Below are 17,848 nucleotides of genomic sequence, written 5' to 3' on the forward strand. Positions count from 1 at the left end.
TTCGGTGCTAACCGACTTTTTCCTCATCGCCCTTAAGTTTGACAAAACAGGATATCGTATACGAAATAACCAGCAATAGAAAAGGAACCGCGCTAATCAAAACACGGAAAGTCATTTCCGGATTATCGCCGGGCTCATCGCCGCTTTTATACCCGAAGATGACGCCTACGATCAGGAAGGCTAGTGCGGAAATTAGGCCGCTTGAACGGATAATAAAACCGCTGACCGCCGTATAAACGCCCTCTCTTCTTCGTCCCGTCGCCGCAAAGTCTCTATCGATAATGAGAGACGCCACGACAGGAGGCGTAACCAAAAACCCGGCAAGTCCAAATCCGACAATGACGCCGGAGAGAATACCGGTCAATAGCGAGCTGCCGAACCACATTGGGATAACTGAAAGAGCATAAGCAAGAATCGAAATCCGCCATGCTTTGACAGGGTCCATTTTACGAATGAGCCAGTACCAGACACCCACAAGCGGAATAACGGAAACAAAGATGGAAGCGAGCAGCAAAGAGACTTGCTCTTCCGGAATTTTCAGCACATATTTGGCGTAAAACGGAATCATCGAGCTAAGCAATCCGTTCACCGTCTGAGCGAATGAGTTGGAAAAGTTGAATACCCAAAACGGCTTATTGGACAGTGTAGCCGAAAATGCTTCCTTCAGCCCGATTTGCGGAGTTTGCCGCGCTTCCTCATTTTCCTGGGTATACCTCATGCACAAAAGCATAAATACGGCAAACAGCGCTCCAAACACCCACGCCATCTGACCAAATCCAAGTGCGCCGAATACAATTGGCGCTGCCGCCGTCCCGATCAGAATGCCTACGATTTGATACCCTTGCTGAATAGAAGAGGCTTTGGTCCGCAGCTTGCGCTCTCTGAACAGCTCCGGAAACAAGGCTCCGTAGTTCACCCAAAGAATTGTAGCTACAGCCTCGAACAATAGCAGCGCAGCCAAAAACCAAATAAACAAGCTCGTTTGGCCAAGGCCTTCCGGCGCACTGAAAACGAATACAAAAGCGAGCACAAATAATGGAATGGCCGCATAAATCCAAGGTTTGCGACGTCCGTACTTCGTATTGGTCCGATCCGACAAATAACCGGCCAGCGGCTGATTGACCGCATCCCAAATCATAAAAATAACTCGGGCCAGCGCCGCAAGCCCCAGTCCAAGCCCAAGCTTCTCTACATAATAATAGCTGTAAAATGCGCTGAACGCCTGACTCGGTATCATCATTGCCAGCATTCCAAACGCATACATCCACGGCGAATTAACCGCCCTGCTTCTTGCCATTATGCTTCACCCATCCCCCAGAAGTTTGACAATCTCTTCCTCAAGCATACTGTGATTGCCATCCTGTTGCAATGAAAAGATGTACAGGACAAACTCGAAATTTTGCTAGTAAAAAGGGATGTAAAAACAAAGAGCAGCTCATCGTTTCCGCTTCATCCAGCCAAATGAAACAGCCGCTTACCGCCATAAGCGGCTAAGCGGCTGAATCACCTTATTCGGCTTGCGCCGAACTTCTTTTCCAAGCACGGAAAATCATAAACGTCCCATCGTTTGACAGCGGGCTGCGGTCATAACCGCCGTAAACCTCAATATCTTTTAACCCTGCCGCTTCCAACATGAGCCAAAATTCATTCCGGGAATACCATCGAAGCTTGGAGCTTGCAAAGCTGGATTCCGTCAATATGCCGTCCCTATAAATCTCATACCGGTTCCAGTTCGTTTGAATTTGCTCGTTGAACGCAAGATCGGACGCTTGATTCAGCACAATCGTCGTGCCGTGGGGCTGCTCCGCTACGCGGCGGACTGTCCATTCCTTCTTCGGCGCGGTCAAATGCTCCCGTGGAATGAAGAGAGGAACAATCAACTGACCTCCCTCTTCCAAATGAGCATACATCAGCTCCAAAGCTTTCCGAGCTTCCTTCCAATCGGCAACCAGCATAAAGGAGGCCAGCGGAATAAAGATCGTTTTGTACGTATCCGGCAAATCAAGCTCTTGCATCCATTGGTCGTACACGACAGGCGCAACCCCATCGCCCGCTCCCTTTTCCTTGCATATTTCGCGCATTTCAGCCGACGGCTCCACACCATGCACAGGAAGGCCCTTTTTCAAATAGGGCAGAAGCAGCCTTCCCGTACCGCAGCCGATTTCCAGCGCCAGCCCGGGGACTTCCCTCATACACTCCTCGTAAAAGGCCGTGTCCTCAAAGCTATCGCCTGCAAACCATAGATCATATGTGTCAGCTACAATACCTTCATAAGCGCCGTTGTTTTGTCTCGTTTTCAAGCTGGTTTTCCCTCCACCGTATCTTCTTTTTCTCTACCTTTCCATTTTAGCCCAAAGGAAGATACAACTGGAGAGAAAGATCACCTATATCTATTGTTTACCGTCCGCTTCATTCAGGAGATCATCCGATTTAGGAAGCCACATAAGTTTTAAAATAATGCACTCCGTCGTGAGTGGTATCTGTGGAATTTATTCTACGATTCGTGTTGAAATAAAGCTTGCCTCCGCTGCCGATCCCAACGCCCTCTATCTCAAAGAGATCCGAATACGTGGAGGAAGTAATGCGGAAGGACAGATCATTTTCGGATGTGATGATTCCCGAAGCGGATGTTATATTGCTATAAACAAGAACTATACTAACATTTCCTTCTTTAAGAGTTAGCGGAACGTAAATCTTATTGTTATGGTAGCCGAATCCTTGATGGGCAAAAACGCTGGGATTATCGAGATCCGCAACGATGTCGCCGTTGACTTTCGCATCCGCTACATTAATGCTGAAATCTGCCGTAAGAGCAATAGAGCCGCTGTTTGCCGTCAATGGGAGCGTTCCTCGATAAAAGTTTTTCCCGGTTTTGAAGAGAAAGGTAAGATTGCTAGCATCTTTCCCTATAATTTCTACGCCCGACATCGCTTTGTTTGCGCCATTTAATTGAATGCTGTAATTTCCTACTTTTGTATAAGTAGTGCCCACATAATGAAATTTGACAAGACTTAGGCTGCCGCTTTCCATAGTCACTACAAACATATAGAATTCTCCGTTAATAGTGGCGAGCACCAAATCATTGGCATGAGAAAGATACGTCACGTAATCTTTGAGGACGCCTCCGTCATTGTTTTTCATCACCGTAGTCGTTCCGTTGTCCATATGAGTCCGATAAATAACGGCCTTCGTATTGGGCTTGTTTACTTTAATGGAATAAGCGTAAGTTGATCCCGTGTCAAATCCTTGCGTAATGTTGGCGCCCTCAATCGTGCCAAGCGTTGCTACGTCCGCGTAGGTGTTGTGGTAAGCCGCACTCGCTGTAACAGGCAGCATAACGACCGAGATAACCAGCGCTAAAAATAAAGCCAGTCCTTTTTTAGCTCCCATTGCCTTATTGAATAAGCTGATTTCAATTCTCTTCTCCATTCTCTATTCCTCCTAGATTTTTTTGTATGGATTACCCTGCCTATTAATAGTAACCCAAATAATGGAAGAGATATAGATTAAATGGCTATCAAAATACCCTCATGTTCCCAAAAGAAATCCGCTGGCATTGCAGCAAATGGCCACCAATTTGCCTAAGACTAACTTGAAATCACATAAGAAACCACATTAAAACTTAAAACCAATCGTCTTAAAATCAATTGCCTTAATACCAATTACCTTAATACCAATTACCTTAATACCAATTACCTTAAAAGCAGTAGCCCTAAATCCAGTAGCCCTAAAACCAGTCGACAAACCGGTTGGCCAAATAAGCCAGCTTCGCTTCCCTTTGCCGCGCGCCGCCGCCCTCGTGGCCGTTAAAGGGATAGATGTTGATTTCCTTGTCGCTCTTTATTCGGTTGAACGTTGCAAAATACATTTTGGGAGGGCATATTTCATCCTTCAACCCTACCGATGCCAGCACTGGACAATCTATCCGCTCCGCCATGTTCATCGTATCGAAATAACTAATCGTATCCATAACCTCGTTCGTTTGCTCCGGATGCCGTCTTAAATAGTCCGCGATGCTGCCAAAAGCGCCATGATTGCCGTCAATTCGGCTAATCAAATCGCTGTTGCTTGGAACATCGACCATAGCGAGCTTCGGTCTGCCATCCAGCGCCGCTACCGCCATGCCAAGACCGCCGCCTTGACTTTCGCCTTCTATTATAATGCGATTGCCATCCACCTCAGGCTGAGCGCAGGCAAAATCAATCGCTTTTATGCAGTCCATATAGACTTGTCTGTAATAGTATTCGTATTTATTATGGATACCTTTGCTCGCCACATTGCCCAAAAACCCATAGGAATAACTCGCATGGTTGCCCGTGCTGCCGCCTTGGTCGCGGCAATCGACGGACAATACCGCCATCCCCATCATAATCCAGTGCATAAAGTCGGACGGCTCGCCGCGGTTGCCAGTAAACCCGTGGTAGTGAACCAAACAAGGATAGCCGCCATCCTTCGGGCGAGCAGGTACGATGAACCAGCCGTTTATTTTCGTCTCGTCCATCCCATGATAGGAAATCTCGTATACTTTAACGCCTGGAATCGGGTAACGAAGCTCCGTTCGAGTCGGCTCCAGTGGGACCGTTGCCGCCTGCCGAATCGTCTCCTCCCAGAACGCATCAAAATCCGCTTTTTTCGTCAATTCAGGAGCATATTGATACAGCTCTTTCACCGCTTCTTCCATATATCCCATACTTTCCTGCCTCCTGCGCTATACGTTGCTACTTTATATTTGAAAACATCATACCATAGAGGCAAAAAAAGAGGCTAACCGGAATGATCCGGCTAACCTCGCAAGCTTATCTTATTTAAAAGTAACAGAGTAAATAATGTCATGGACTTCTTTTCTGGAACCGGCATCTGAATAGGTACCGATTAAATAAAAGGCGTGCTCATCAATAATGGTGACGTAAACTTCCTGGTTAAGGGCCACATCGCCATTACTCACGGAATTTAACATGACAAAAAAGTCTTTGCCACCCACTTTGACTTCGGAGATGCCGTTAAACTTATATGGCAAATCACTGTTGCTCAGTTCCTCTTTAAGAAATTCAAAAGAATCTTTGTCTAACTTTTCGCCCGAGCCCACCTTGTGACCTCCGACTAAAATGGATGAGCCTAGTTGATTAATGCCATCCGGATATTTGGTTGCCCCCATCAAATACACTAAATCGGTATTCTCTCCATCCGTTTTTTCTATTTTCAATTTATTAGGATCTTCCATCTGGCTGTTGACGGTCTCCGAATCGTGAACTATCCATTCGTGTGGAAATTGAAAAGATACGCCAAAAAAGTCGTTGGTGTAGATTCCATTTGTCACGGTTCCGGTGCTCATCACTTTCTTTTCCCCGCCGCATGCGGAGACAAGCATAAATGCGAGCGCAAGAACCAAGGATGACAAGAGCCGCGTTCTGCTAAACATGTAAATTCTCCTATTCCTATAGTTTTAAAGTCCTACTTCGGAATAGTTTATCACATTAAATATAATATACCAACTATAGAAAAAAATAGATTAAGCAAAAGAGCAACGGGCATAGCCAACCCTCTCATGCCTCTCGCCTCGTTTTTGGACCTCTTCATTTTAAAATGCCTGATTAAAAGACTGGTTTTGAACCGTCCATTCTATGTGTCTGCCATCGCTATATCGGCATTTAAAATGTAATTTTATCTAACATTTAAACAGATTATTATTTCAATTTTGAATAATTGTGTTATATTATATAACATAAATCTTACCTATAATTAACTCAACTACCGTTCGAGAGGGAGAACGCTCATGAAGATCGCCTTAATTGCACATGATTCCAAAAAAGATGAAATGGTCAACTTCGTTATTGCCTACAAGCATGTTTTTGACGCTCACGACATCTATACGACAGGAACGACAGGGGCAAGGATTGTGATGGAAAGCGGGGTAAGGGTTCACCGATTCAAGTCAGGCCCGCTCGGCGGCGATCAGCAGATCGGCTCCATGGTCGCGAGCAACGAAATGGATCTCGTCATTTTTTTGAGAGACCCGCTCGTCGCTCAGCCTCATGAACCCGATATTACGGCACTCCTTAGACTTTGCGACGTTCAATGCATCCCTCTCGCAACTAACATTGCAACGGCGGAGCTGCTCGTCAAATCGGCGGAAAGAGCGGACTTCGCATGGCGCGACCTCGTCAAAGACAAATACAAAACAAGCGCCAAAACAGGGACGGATGGTTAATCCCCTCTGACGCTTGTTACGGAGGCGTTCCTTTATATTTTCCAGTAGTCGTAATGACGACCTCGATTTCAATTTTGCCCAAGTGATCCTCTGTCAAAAAATACGGTTTCCCATCGGCCTCTTTCTTGAACAGCCGGGGATTCCACCGATAGAGCGCTTCGCCAAGCCGAAATGGATCGCACTCCGCCTTCAGCGCTTTGCGGAAGGTCGCAATAATCTCTTTGCGAATATCGTCTTCGGCGCAGTCGCTCATCTGTTTAATACTCGTTTTCTGCACCATGTCCATTACAATGGCTTTTGCCTCGACGTAAATGTTGAACTTAACGGAATCCCCCGCGGCTACCGGCTGTGCAAACAGCTTAGGGTGAGCAAACATAAGCACGGCGATCGGCTTCTCATCCCTTTTAATTTCAAGCGGGGTACGCTCAAGCTTGCTCTCCGCCCAACGGCTTCCAAGCAGATCCCTTTCGGACATCCAACCGCTCATCTTTTTGTTGCGGAAAAAATATTTCCCAGACACTTTAAACATAGGCTTTGGCTTTTTGTCTTCCGTCCAATCCAGCGAATCAATATCAATGGAAGGGATGTAGGCGGGCTCACCCGTTTCGTTCAAAGCCGCAATCACCTGGTTGCCCGCCACAGGAATAACCGTAGAATGAGTCGAGCCCATGTGCGTGTCCATAAATAAAGTGGCATCCAGCGGCGACAGGTTCAATATCGATTTTTGCGTCAAAATATCGGGCAGCTCACGCTTTGTTCCATAGACAAGTACGTTATACCGAACCTCGCGATACCGGTTGATGGTCGCATAGACGTCTTTGACCCCTTTTTTCAACACGCTTTCCGTCATGACGACGGCCTCTACATGGCCCCAGAACATTTTGATTTGAGATGTTCGGCTAATATCGGTCAGAGCCATGGCGAGCGTATCCCCTTCCCCTTTGCCGACCCATACCGGAACCGACTTGCCAAGCGCCACTTGCTCCGTCCGGGCTATGTTGGTGAAGTTCAAAATTTGCGCATACGCGATCCACTTGCCCTTTTTAAAATCCACGCCGATTGCCGTTGCATAAGCCATATCCTGAATTTCCGGCGTATGCGTGCAGCTTCCGAGCAATAATGAAAAGCAGGACAGCGCGACAAGAAGCTTACGGCAAGCCATTCTCATTCTGTATCCTCCCCGCCTTTGTCGGAATCGACCGTATTTAGCGCCACCGGCCTTTTTTTCATCATGCTCCACGGCATTCTAAAAAAGGACAGAAGCAGCTCCTTCGGATTAAGCGGGGAAAGCGGCGCCAAATACGGAAGGCCAAAGGGCCGCAAGCTCGCCATGTAGCCAATCAACAGCACCATCCCAAGGATGACGCCGTACATGCCGAAGATGGCCGACAACACAAAAAAGAAAAAGCGCATAATGCTCACTTGGGTACTTAGCGTTTGGTTCACCAGAGTAACGCCGGATACCGCCGTAATAGCTCCCACCACAACGACAGAAGGAGAGACGAGTCCTGCGCGAATCGCCGCATCCCCTATAATCAAACCGCCAATCGAAGTTAGCGTTTGACCAATCGCACTCGGCAGCCTCACTCCCGCTTCGCGGAAAATTTCAAGCAGCATAAGCAGCAGAAACATTTCCATATGTGAAGAGAGCGGCAGCCCTAGCCGCGTAATGGAGATGGTCGCCATCATTCGGAACGGGATTTGATCCTGATGGAACGACATCAGCGCGACCCAAATCGCAGGCAAAAAAATCGACAGAAATAAGCTGATCCCTCTAATGACTCTCGCAAAGGAAACATAGGCGTAATTAAAATGAGCGTCCTCCGGCGATTTCAAAATAAGCGATATGCCAGCCGGAGCAATGAGCACCATCGGCAGGCCGTCCACAATAATGACGAGCCGCCCGGATAATAGGCTATTGACCGCAAAATCCGGCCTGCCTGTAAAATCCATGATCGGCAGCAGCTTAAATTTTGAATCCGTCATCATCTCTTCCAGATGGCTGATGCTGAGAATGCCGTCAACGTCGATTTGGTTTAGCTTCGTTTTGATCCCTTTCAAAATCGCCGGGTTAACAATGTCGTAAAAGTACAGCAACCCGATACGCGTTTTTGTCCGTGCGCCAAGCGTCATGTACTCGACATGCAGCGAGGGGCTTCGTAATCTTTTGCGAATAAGCGCTACGTTAACCGTTACATCCTCAACAAATCCGTCCCGCGGGCCCTTCACCGATATTTCCGTACTGGACTCAAAAGGAGTTCTGGTCGGCTTGTCCGAAATGTTGATGGAACAAGCCTCACCCGTTTCAGTAAATAGAAGCAGCAAGTCGCCGTTAAAAACAACCTCCGTCAACTTCTCGTCCGTCAGCTGATGAAGCGGAGAAATCGGCAGCACTTTCGACAAACCAAGGAGCGGCCCTTGCGAAAGCCCGCCTTCCCCATAGAGCCTACTTACCTCCGGGAGAATGTATCTTCCGATGTCAGTGGAATGGCTTAAGCCCTCTGCATAGACCATGATGACTGGAGGAGCTGCTTCCCGGTCGTTCCCATAGCAGCAAGCCTGGATCAATACGTCGGCGGAGCCCGCAAATATTTTTTTTATTTGGGATTCCGTCCAGCGGTACTGCTCTTCCGGGTTGTTTGTGCTGCTGTCGCTGGTGTTAGCAGCGTCCTCTTGGCTCTCGTTCGTGTTGTTACCTTTCGATTTACTCTCGTCTGGCTTACTCTTATGTGTTTTACTATTTTCTGGTTTACTCTCATCTACTTTACTCTGGTCTGCTTTACTCTGGTCTTCTTTACTCTGGCCTGTTTCACGCTCGTCTGTTTTTCGCTTGTCTATTTTCACATCTTTATTGCTTTCGTTTGTTCCGCTTCCGTTTGTTCCGCTTCCGCTCATGACGCTTCCTCCGTGCGGGGTGATCCCGCGAACCATGCTACCGCTAGCCAGATGAAAGAAGCGGTCAATAAAACAACCAGCGATATCGGCATGTAATAGTGGTACATCCATAAATAAAATGTGTACTCGTTGACTGGAAACAAAGAAAGAAGAATGTAGCTAGCCATGATAGCGCCGATGGTGATGTAGTGGTTTCGTTTCTTTTTGAACCGAAACAGTTCCACTAACAGATAGACCGATAAGCTAATGCGGATGCTCGCGCCCGACAACCATTGAAAAATCGATAAAAAATCGAGATGCTCAATAAATTGGCCTATTTGTACTAATCTCCATTGCTCGTAAGGGGAAGCCATTTGCATCGACGCCTCCTCGGGACCAAATTCTGTAATCGCACCAACGATTGGACCGAGCGAAATGATGATTGAGAAAATCCCGTATAGGAGCAGGTGCCAAAGGCGAACCTTAGCCTTCAAATGATGCTGGAGAAGAACGACGACCAGAAGCTCTACAAACCCGGCTCCCGCGTAAATGATGCCGTCAATAACAGGGTTCATCCCATGCTCTAAGATGGGACGCAGAAGCTGGTAGTTTTTCATTGGTGAATTAAAAGCTCCGACAAAAATGCCGAGAGATGCCACAACCGGAAGCAGAACCCCCGCCACAATCGCGATGACACGCAGCCCCCACAGCGACAAGATTGAGCAGAAAATGACTAGCGCCACAACGAGCGCCAACTTTGGAGTGGCGGGCAAATAGTTGGTTACATGCCAAGTGGCCGTATGGATGACAGTCATGCCGCCGATTAGGTACATTTGCAAACATACGGGCAAAATGAGCAGCCATGCGACAACGGGAGAAAGGCGATTGGAGAGCCAATCTTTCCACGGCTTCTGCGCCGTTTTTTTCATAATGAAATACAACAGCACAATCCAAATTAGAAACATAGCTCCGGAAACAAGCACCGTAATCCACGAATCCCGCCCCGACGCATCCAAAATCATCGGATTTACAATGACATGGCTCGCCAGCCCGTTCGATAAAGCCAATACCATAAACAACTCTATAAAACTGATCTTGTCGCTCCCGCTCCTCATTTGCCCTCACATCCGTTTGCAAAATTTCCTAATGTATAATTTCCCAGTTGCGAGGCTTAGTTTGTCCTTTTGTTTACTTTTCATTCTTGGAACGGAAAGAAGACCTTGCATGGGGGGCAAGGTCTTTATGGTTCCATAATTAAATTGAAGTGTATACGCACTCAATAAGAAGTAAGAGAATCGATCGAGCTAAATGGCTGGGCAAAACACCTTTAAATTTCAATTCATTCACTCCGAACGAAATGAGACTTCTTTGTTAAATCCGAATTGCCAGCCAAATAATATTTAAATCCACTCACTCCGAACGAAGTGAGACCCGGCTACAGTCTTTGCTAACTGATCAGATAATGATTTCAATCCACTCACTCCGAACGAAGTGAGACATAGTGCTAGGAGGGCTTATCAAGAGGTTAACGATTTCAATCCACTCACTCCGAACGAAGCGAGACCTTCAGCGGACTGGGGTACGGTGACACATATCGATTTCAATCCACTCACTCCGAACGAAGTGAGACAAAGAATCCTGACTGGTTGGACTATGACAACAAATTTCAATCCACTCACTCCGAACGAAGTGAGACTTGGAAACAGGATCCGGAATTCGTGGCCTACAAATTTCAATCCACTCACTCCGAACGAAGTGAGACGCGATGGCCAGACCGTTTCGTTGTGTGGATTGATTTCAATCCACTCACTCCGAACGAAGTGAGACGTACGGGGAGCATTTAACAGAACGTACAATGCCATTTCAATCCACTCACTCCGAACGAAGTGAGACCTGTAACCGGTAAACAAGGTGCATTTCACGCAGATTTCAATCCACTCACTCCGAACGAAGTGAGACAAGCGGCCATCTCTTTCAACAATTGGATGATAGATTTCAATCCACTCACTCCGAACGAAGTGAGACTTTCTTCCGTAATGGCATACTTAAAAACACTTTGATTTCAATCCACTCACTCCGAACGAAGTGAGACTTCAACAAGGGGGGTTAACGGTAGGACCGACGAATTTCAATCCACTCACTCCGAACGAAGTGAGACGTTTGCCAGTGTGCGACAAATGTAAAGATACAGATTTCAATCCACTCACTCCGAACGAAGTGAGACCAATGCGTATGCGCTTCAATCTCATGGTAAAGAGATTTCAATCCACTCACTCCGAACGAAGTGAGACTACAGTCCCCGGCGTCACAAATGCCCATGTCTTATTTCAATCCACTCACTCCGAACGATGTGAGACTTTTACGCAGGTTGAGTTTGACGCAATGAAGCGTATTTCAATCCACTCACTCCGAACGAAGTGAGACCATCATTTTTTTCAGGAAAGCATCACTTGGACCACATTTCAATCCACTCACTCCGAACGAAGTGAGACTTTGCGTAATACCTGTTTTCTTATAAAGTTCTTATTTCAATCCACTCACTCCGAACGAAGTGAGACCAAACAGGTCGATGCGGAATACGACAAGCGTAAATTTCAATCCACTCACTCCGAACGAAGTGAGACTCAGGTAATAAAATCACACTTTCATTCAGAAGTATTTCAATCCACTCACTCCGAACGAAGTGAGACTTGTGGCGAAAGATGGGCAGGGAAATGTCGTTGGTATTTCAATCCACTCACTCCGAACGAAGTGAGACAAGCAAAATAACAAGTATTATAGCTACTCTTCTAATTTCAATCCACTCACTCCGAACGAAGTGAGACTTCAGCTCTCATTCGTGCAGATCAACGGGGAGCAATTTCAATCCACTCACTCCGAACGAAGTGAGACCGAAAAGCTGAAAAAGTATGGCGGCACAACTGCCATTTCAATCCACTCACTCCGAACGAAGTGAGACGGTACCTTTGTGATTTCACCTTGCTGCTCAACATATTTCAATCCACTCACTCCGAACGAAGTGAGACCTGGACAAACAATCCCAATTGGCTCAAGTTGCTGATTTCAATCCACTCACTCCGAACGAAGTGAGACTTTTGGTCCTGCGTAAAGTTGCTAAAACTCTTCGAATTTCAATCCACTCACTCCGAACGAAGTGAGACGACCAGTGTGGCACAAACTCTATTCTGGTCGAAATTTCAATCCACTCACTCCGAACGAAGTGAGACCCATCATCCGAGATAAATTCGTAGATAATCAGGATTTCAATCCACTCACTCCGAACGAAGTGAGACAACTGTCAGAGCTGCGGGGAGATAATCGACGGTATTTCAATCCACTCACTCCGAACGAAGTGAGACCCTGATGGAGCGAGAAGAGCTTAAAGATTATTTATTTCAATCCACTCACTCCGAACGAAGTGAGACTAGAAGCATTAGGTATATTTGCTTTTAATGGTAAATTTCAATCCACTCACTCCGAACGAAGTGAGACAAATATAGCGGAACGGGAATTGAGGACCTACAGATTTCAATCCACTCACTCCGAACGAAGTGAGACACTTCATAGTCGTCCAATGCATACCAAATAGCCATTTCAATCCACTCACTCCGAACGAAGTGAGACGCCTATGCAAATCCGTTTCCCAAACGGAAGCAAGTATTTCAATCCACTCACTCCGAACGAAGTGAGACCGGCTGTTCTTTCGTCGCGTACTCGTCCAGGACATTTCAATCCACTCACTCCGAACGAAGTGAGACTACCGAATAACCATTGCGGTGTTTCTGACATTTATTTCAATCCACTCACTCCGAACGAAGTGAGACCCGAAGCTCGAGGAGGCGCGGGCGGCCGTATTCATTTCAATCCACTCACTCCGAACGAAGTGAGACGCGCCGGGCCCCTAGATGGCGATCGGATACGGGGATTTCAATCCACTCACTCCGAACGAAGTGAGACCGCGCTCGGCTGTCTTATCTATGGACTGCATAAATTTCAATCCACTCACTCCGAACGAAGTGAGACGAATATGACATTGGCTGAGGTGGATCAAATATGATTTCAATCCACTCACTCCGAACGAAGTGAGACCGGGCTTGCTGTTGACCGTTTAGTCGGCATGGGATTTCAATCCACTCACTCCGAACGAAGTGAGACCAATTGTTAAAAAAATATTGATGGTATAACATTATTTCAATCCACTCACTCCGAACGAAGTGAGACGGCATACGCGAGTATGAAGATATGACGCCTCATATTTCAATCCACTCACTCCGAACGAAGTGAGACGACCACACAAGCTGACCGGGATCGGCTAAAGGCGATTTCAATCCACTCACTCCGAACGAAGTGAGACTTACTGATGCTGCTACAACGATCATGACAAAGGGCATTTCAATCCACTCACTCCGAACGAAGTGAGACCGCGAACGAATGGGATGCGGTCGCATAACTCGGATTTCAATCCACTCACTCCGAACGAAGTGAGACAGGCGCGTTGGAGCTGCTAAAGGACAATCGCAAATTTCAATCCACTCACTCCGAACGAAGTGAGACAGTATTTTAAAATCATAGCCGCATAGGGCGGCGATTTCAATCCACTCACTCCGAACGAAGTGAGACAATTGACGGTGTTTGGTGGGTGTTCGACAGGTACATTTCAATCCACTCACTCCGAACGAAGTGAGACCGGATTTATTATCATCGACCAAGATGGTGGAGAATTTCAATCCACTCACTCCGAACGAAGTGAGACCGCCCCCAGATTAATCTCTATGTTTTTTTGGCGTATTTCAATCCACTCACTCCGAACGAAGTGAGACCAGGAGGGGAAAACATCGTTGCCGCCGTTTCTGCATTTCAATCCACTCACTCCGAACGAAGTGAGACAAATACAGTTGTTGTCCGTAATACGTTTAATACATTTCAATCCACTCACTCCGAACGAAGTGAGACTCACTTGGCTCTTAGAGTTAAAAAGCACATCAGATTTCAATCCACTCACTCCGAACGAAGTGAGACCTTTTGGAAAAAATACAATACCGATATGGTCAAATTTCAATCCACTCACTCCGAACGAAGTGAGACAGTGATATACAAATTAGGTTTTACGATAAACTTATTTCAATCCACTCACTCCGAACGAAGTGAGACTTTGAAACGCAAAGAATTATTTAAAGAGGCCTTTATTTCAATCCACTCACTCCGAACGAAGTGAGACCTCCCATTAATAAGATGGAGCACGATCAAGGCAAATTTCAATCCACTCACTCCGAACGAAGTGAGACGTAAGGTTTTAACCATCATCGCAGTAGAGACCGATTTCAATCCACTCACTCCGAACGAAGTGAGACCCGCGAGAAGTCATTCAGCCGGCAACGGTGACTACATTTCAATCCACTCACTCCGAACGAAGTGAGACTCCCCATCACAGCCGCAGCCACTACAATCATAACATTTCAATCCACTCACTCCGAACGAAGTGAGACAGGGGCTTGCGCCCCGTTGATTACATCAATTCCGATTTCAATCCACTCACTCCGAACGAAGTGAGACAGCGAAAAGCAGATTAATTCATTCTTTTTTTGAATAAATCAACCTACCATTCACAACAACCCATATAGAACAAATATAGATGAAAGATTGACGAATGTATAGTAATATGCTGCTAACACTATTTCGACAAAATTCGAGGTGCGAATGTCCCGGGGTTTTTATGTGAGCTTCCCATTCGCACCTCGTTTTCTCTTCCCAACTTTAGATTTTTGTATTTCCGATACTTCTCTAAACGTCCACTCACAACTAAAAAAAGATAACCTAAAAAGGCATTTGCCTCTCAAGCTTATCTTTCCCGAAACTAGCTTATGCTTTATGCAGCAACTCACGAACTTCCATTAAAATTTTCCCCAGCATATTTTTACCGGTGCCGTTCGTCCCGCAACCCCAGTAGTAGTCGTTCGTGGTTTGTTCAATAAGCTCCTCACCAGCAGTGGAGAGCAATGTTTCACGAATATCACTATGGATTTGAAATTTTTGTAAAACAGCCTTTTTCATAATTTCATCTTTCACTTGCTCCCAATCTGGACGCAGAGGCTTCTTACGATCACGTCCCGAATTAGCCGCATCCTTTGGGGTTTTAGCTAATCGGACCTGCTCCTCATAAACAGTGCCAACAAACTTTTGCGCTTGAAAATAATGCTCACTGGTAGGCCAGTACTTCCCATCCAATTGAAACCCATGTTTTGAAAAATTCGAAAAGCATCCAAACTTCTCATTTACTTTATAAAACCTAATTGCCATAACCTTTACCCCCGAATAAGTGTTCCGCCTTTATTTTTTCTCTCTCTGTTTAACTCAAAGCTCTATTTATATCATAGCTCTTAAAAATAGAAATTAAAGGGATAAAATCTTTTAAATTAAACAGGCTGATTTTTGCACTCTGAACAGGTTATTTCTTAGACAATACTAAGGAAAGATTAGTTACCTACGGTTAATTGTTCATTAATGATCATTCAACTTAGTTTATTCGTCAGGCAATGCGTTCCAATATAAATGACCTTCCGGGAGATATAGTGGAGAATCGGGATCGTTTTGAAAAAACGATGGAAACTGGGTTTCACCCTCATTAGCTACTACCATATATGTTGCGTCTTCATTCTTCTTTTTAACGAAGTCCCCAACCCTTAATACAGACAATTCAGGATCTGTTATTTTTACGTTAATGAGCTCATCCGTCCAAGTTTCCCCTTTATCTCTACTTACCGAGCACAGTTCCATAAGCGGCACATGCTTCTGTTCCTCTACAAAAGATAAAAGATCACTCACAAAAAGTCCCTCTTCATCAATGTCTTTATCATTCATCTGATAGTAATTGGCGTTAGTCATCCCGCGTTCCCTATTGGCAGCCCTTCGCTTTAGCCTGCGTGCTTTTCGGGGGTCTAATTTGTTTTGGGTCATTTGTTTCAGCTCCTTTGTAATTATTAGAATCAGAATATATTGTCCTTCCTTATCTTTAAACGTTGGTAGATACTTATCATCGTATTACAAAATCCATATAAATTTATAGCAATCAACCCATAAACCTGATACAACATTGTTGAATAAAATGATTGCATGATCTGCACGCTCTTAGAAAAATCATACCCGCCAAAACTTTCCAAAACAACTGGAGGCTCGTCTTTATACAGGAAATATAATAAAATAATAATTTTAATTATGGAGATAATTAAGAATATAACCCCTGATATTTTTCTTCTCCTCCTATTTTTCTTTAATCCAATTGTCAAAAAAGTGATTGCCATAACTAAAAATATTGTAGTAAAAAAGATTTCTGACATATAAGCTAAACTATAAGGTTCGTCATCTCTATTGCCGTTAAGAAACATGCTGTATCCTATTATTAAGAAATTGAAAGTATAAAAAATAGTTAAAACTATCAAAGAAATAGAAATCCCATACCGTTCTTTTTTAAGCATATTTTGCATCCTTCCCGGTTCATTTTGGAAATTTACTCATAAACAAATGAATAACAATGTTATTTTGTTGCGCTTACTCTTAATAGTTGCCCCTAGAATTGTGAGGTTTTTAATTATGGATATGCCGACTCATATTGTTGCCGTTTGCGGTGTTTTTGGTGAAAACTCAACATAATGATTAAGTCTGTCCGGGAGGTCGAGTAGAAGTAGGCAAAAGCCTGACCGAGGTTTTAATCAGAGAGATTAAAAAGGAAAGTGAAATAGATGTTGTGGTTTCTTATTTATCCGGGGTCTATTCTAATATAGGGGTTAAGACGAAACATCAGATAGCCGCTGGGTTGCAAAGGATACAGCGCTCGATTTGATTACTTCTCAAGCTATGTGTACCCGTTATCAAGCTTATCTAGATTACACTGGAAATCCGCTTTATATGGATTTTGTAACTACGCCAAATTTTGAGCCGAAACATTTAATTATCCTGCTTGCTATAGTCTCTCCGCTCAAGAACTGCCGCTTCGCCAAGGCAGTTCTTGAACTCTGAAATCAATTTAGGACCCTTGTAAAATAAACTTCAGCTACTCTACTCTTTCATCACAATATAAATCAAAACCAATCCTTGCATTAATTGAAGCGGCAAAAATAACAATTTCTTTCGTCAAAACAAACTCTGGCCCATAGCCAACTTCCATTTCTCAAGGTAACAATTAAAAGTCATTCCTTCACAATCTCAACATGTCCACAAATCATTTTCACATCAATATCTCCACCTTCGAAACGAACATAATAGTATTCGTTATATTTAGGTGCAGAGCTGTAAGCATAATTTAGTTTTTTAAAGCATACTGAAACCTCATCAGGGTTCTTTAACTTAATAACGCTAACATCACATATAAAACATTGAAAAGGTGATTCCTCATCGGATTCAAACTGCGTATCAATTTTTAATGAAAGAACACTTCTACAAATAAGTGAACCCAAAAACTCATTTTCGATAGTCGAAGTATAAAAATCAAATTTAAGATCGTTTCTGTTTTTCACAAAATCAATTACATCAATATTCACATTTGAAAACACAGAACTCACACATGACCCTCCCTTTATGTACTTCTCTTTCATTGCCTCTAAATTTTTAAACTCTTCTATGTAACTAGAGTCGTCTACATAACGTACTTAGTCGCTGATTACAGCAAGGTGAATGATTGTCCACTCCTTTCAAATTTATCCTTAACTAAATAAATCTACGACTTTATCAGCATATAATGAACACTCAAATGATCCAAGAACATATTTTAAA

Annotated in this window: 13 protein-coding genes and 1 CRISPR repeat array; of the genes, 1 reads left to right on the top strand and 12 read right to left on the bottom strand. The window is 44.7% G+C overall.

Annotation, left to right across the window (positions count from 1 at the left end):
- Window positions 1–7: 7 nt before the first annotated feature.
- The 5 genes from ACFQZE_RS19070 to ACFQZE_RS19090 all read right to left on the bottom strand — a co-directional run bounded on the left by ACFQZE_RS19070 (window position 8) and on the right by ACFQZE_RS19090 (window position 5,419).
- A complete protein-coding gene (locus ACFQZE_RS19070) occupies window positions 8–1,297 on the bottom strand; it encodes an MFS transporter (protein WP_379359927.1) in 1,290 nt (429 codons plus the stop codon).
- A 211-nt stretch (window positions 1,298–1,508) separates the two neighbouring features.
- Window positions 1,509–2,300 (bottom strand): class I SAM-dependent methyltransferase, encoded by a 792-nt coding sequence (locus tag ACFQZE_RS19075; protein WP_379359929.1) that lies wholly within the window; start codon window positions 2,298–2,300, stop codon window positions 1,509–1,511.
- A 130-nt stretch (window positions 2,301–2,430) separates the two neighbouring features.
- Complete coding sequence (locus ACFQZE_RS19080) at window positions 2,431–3,429, bottom strand: hypothetical protein (RefSeq protein ID WP_379359931.1); 999 nt, start codon at window positions 3,427–3,429, stop codon at window positions 2,431–2,433.
- 298 nt (window positions 3,430–3,727) lie between these two features.
- Complete coding sequence (locus tag ACFQZE_RS19085; RefSeq protein WP_379359933.1) at window positions 3,728–4,690, bottom strand: acetylxylan esterase; 963 nt, start codon at window positions 4,688–4,690, stop codon at window positions 3,728–3,730.
- A gap of 111 nt (window positions 4,691–4,801) precedes the next feature.
- Complete coding sequence (locus ACFQZE_RS19090; protein WP_379359935.1) at window positions 4,802–5,419, bottom strand: hypothetical protein; 618 nt, start codon at window positions 5,417–5,419, stop codon at window positions 4,802–4,804.
- 354 nt (window positions 5,420–5,773) lie between these two features.
- Here ACFQZE_RS19090 and ACFQZE_RS19095 point away from each other — a divergent pair, with 354 nt between their 5' ends.
- Complete coding sequence (locus ACFQZE_RS19095; protein WP_379359937.1) at window positions 5,774–6,208, top strand: methylglyoxal synthase; 435 nt, start codon at window positions 5,774–5,776, stop codon at window positions 6,206–6,208.
- A 16-nt stretch (window positions 6,209–6,224) separates the two neighbouring features.
- On the opposite strand, the gene ACFQZE_RS19100 is transcribed toward ACFQZE_RS19095, so the two are convergent.
- The 7 genes from ACFQZE_RS19100 to ACFQZE_RS19130 all read right to left on the bottom strand — a co-directional run bounded on the left by ACFQZE_RS19100 (window position 6,225) and on the right by ACFQZE_RS19130 (window position 17,637).
- Entirely contained in the window at window positions 6,225–7,376 is a 1,152-nt protein-coding gene (locus ACFQZE_RS19100; RefSeq protein WP_379359939.1) for a Ger(x)C family spore germination protein, read from the bottom strand.
- The gene (locus ACFQZE_RS19105) at window positions 7,373–9,103 is read right to left on the bottom strand and encodes a spore germination protein (RefSeq protein ID WP_379359941.1); all 1,731 of its coding nucleotides are present in this window, start codon (window positions 9,101–9,103) and stop codon (window positions 7,373–7,375) included. Before ACFQZE_RS19105 ends, ACFQZE_RS19100 begins: the two co-directional genes overlap by 4 nt.
- Window positions 9,100–10,197 carry an endospore germination permease gene (locus ACFQZE_RS19110; RefSeq protein WP_379359943.1) on the bottom strand — a complete coding sequence of 366 codons (1,098 nt, stop codon included), beginning with the start codon at window positions 10,195–10,197 and terminating at the stop codon, window positions 9,100–9,102. Before ACFQZE_RS19110 ends, ACFQZE_RS19105 begins: the two co-directional genes overlap by 4 nt.
- Window positions 10,198–10,413: 216 nt before the next feature.
- Window positions 10,414–14,635: a CRISPR direct-repeat array (repeat unit 33 nt; unit sequence ATTTCAATCCACTCACTCCGAACGAAGTGAGAC).
- Window positions 14,636–14,941: 306 nt separating this feature from the next.
- Entirely contained in the window at window positions 14,942–15,379 is a 438-nt protein-coding gene (locus ACFQZE_RS19115; protein ID WP_379359945.1) for a riboflavin biosynthesis intermediates N-glycosidase, read from the bottom strand.
- 222 nt (window positions 15,380–15,601) lie between these two features.
- Window positions 15,602–16,036, bottom strand: a complete 435-nt coding sequence (locus ACFQZE_RS19120; RefSeq protein ID WP_379359947.1) for a hypothetical protein — start codon at window positions 16,034–16,036, stop codon at window positions 15,602–15,604.
- Window positions 16,037–16,065: 29 nt separating this feature from the next.
- A complete protein-coding gene (locus ACFQZE_RS19125; protein WP_379359949.1) occupies window positions 16,066–16,554 on the bottom strand; it encodes a hypothetical protein in 489 nt (162 codons plus the stop codon).
- A gap of 711 nt (window positions 16,555–17,265) precedes the next feature.
- On the bottom strand, window positions 17,266–17,637 hold the full coding sequence (locus ACFQZE_RS19130; protein WP_379359951.1) for a hypothetical protein: 372 nt from the start codon (window positions 17,635–17,637) through the stop codon (window positions 17,266–17,268).
- Between the last annotated feature and the right edge of the window lie 211 nt (window positions 17,638–17,848).

It is taken from the genome of Paenibacillus sp. GCM10027627, from assembly GCF_042675505.1.
GTDB lineage: Bacteria > Bacillota > Bacilli > Paenibacillales > Paenibacillaceae > Pristimantibacillus.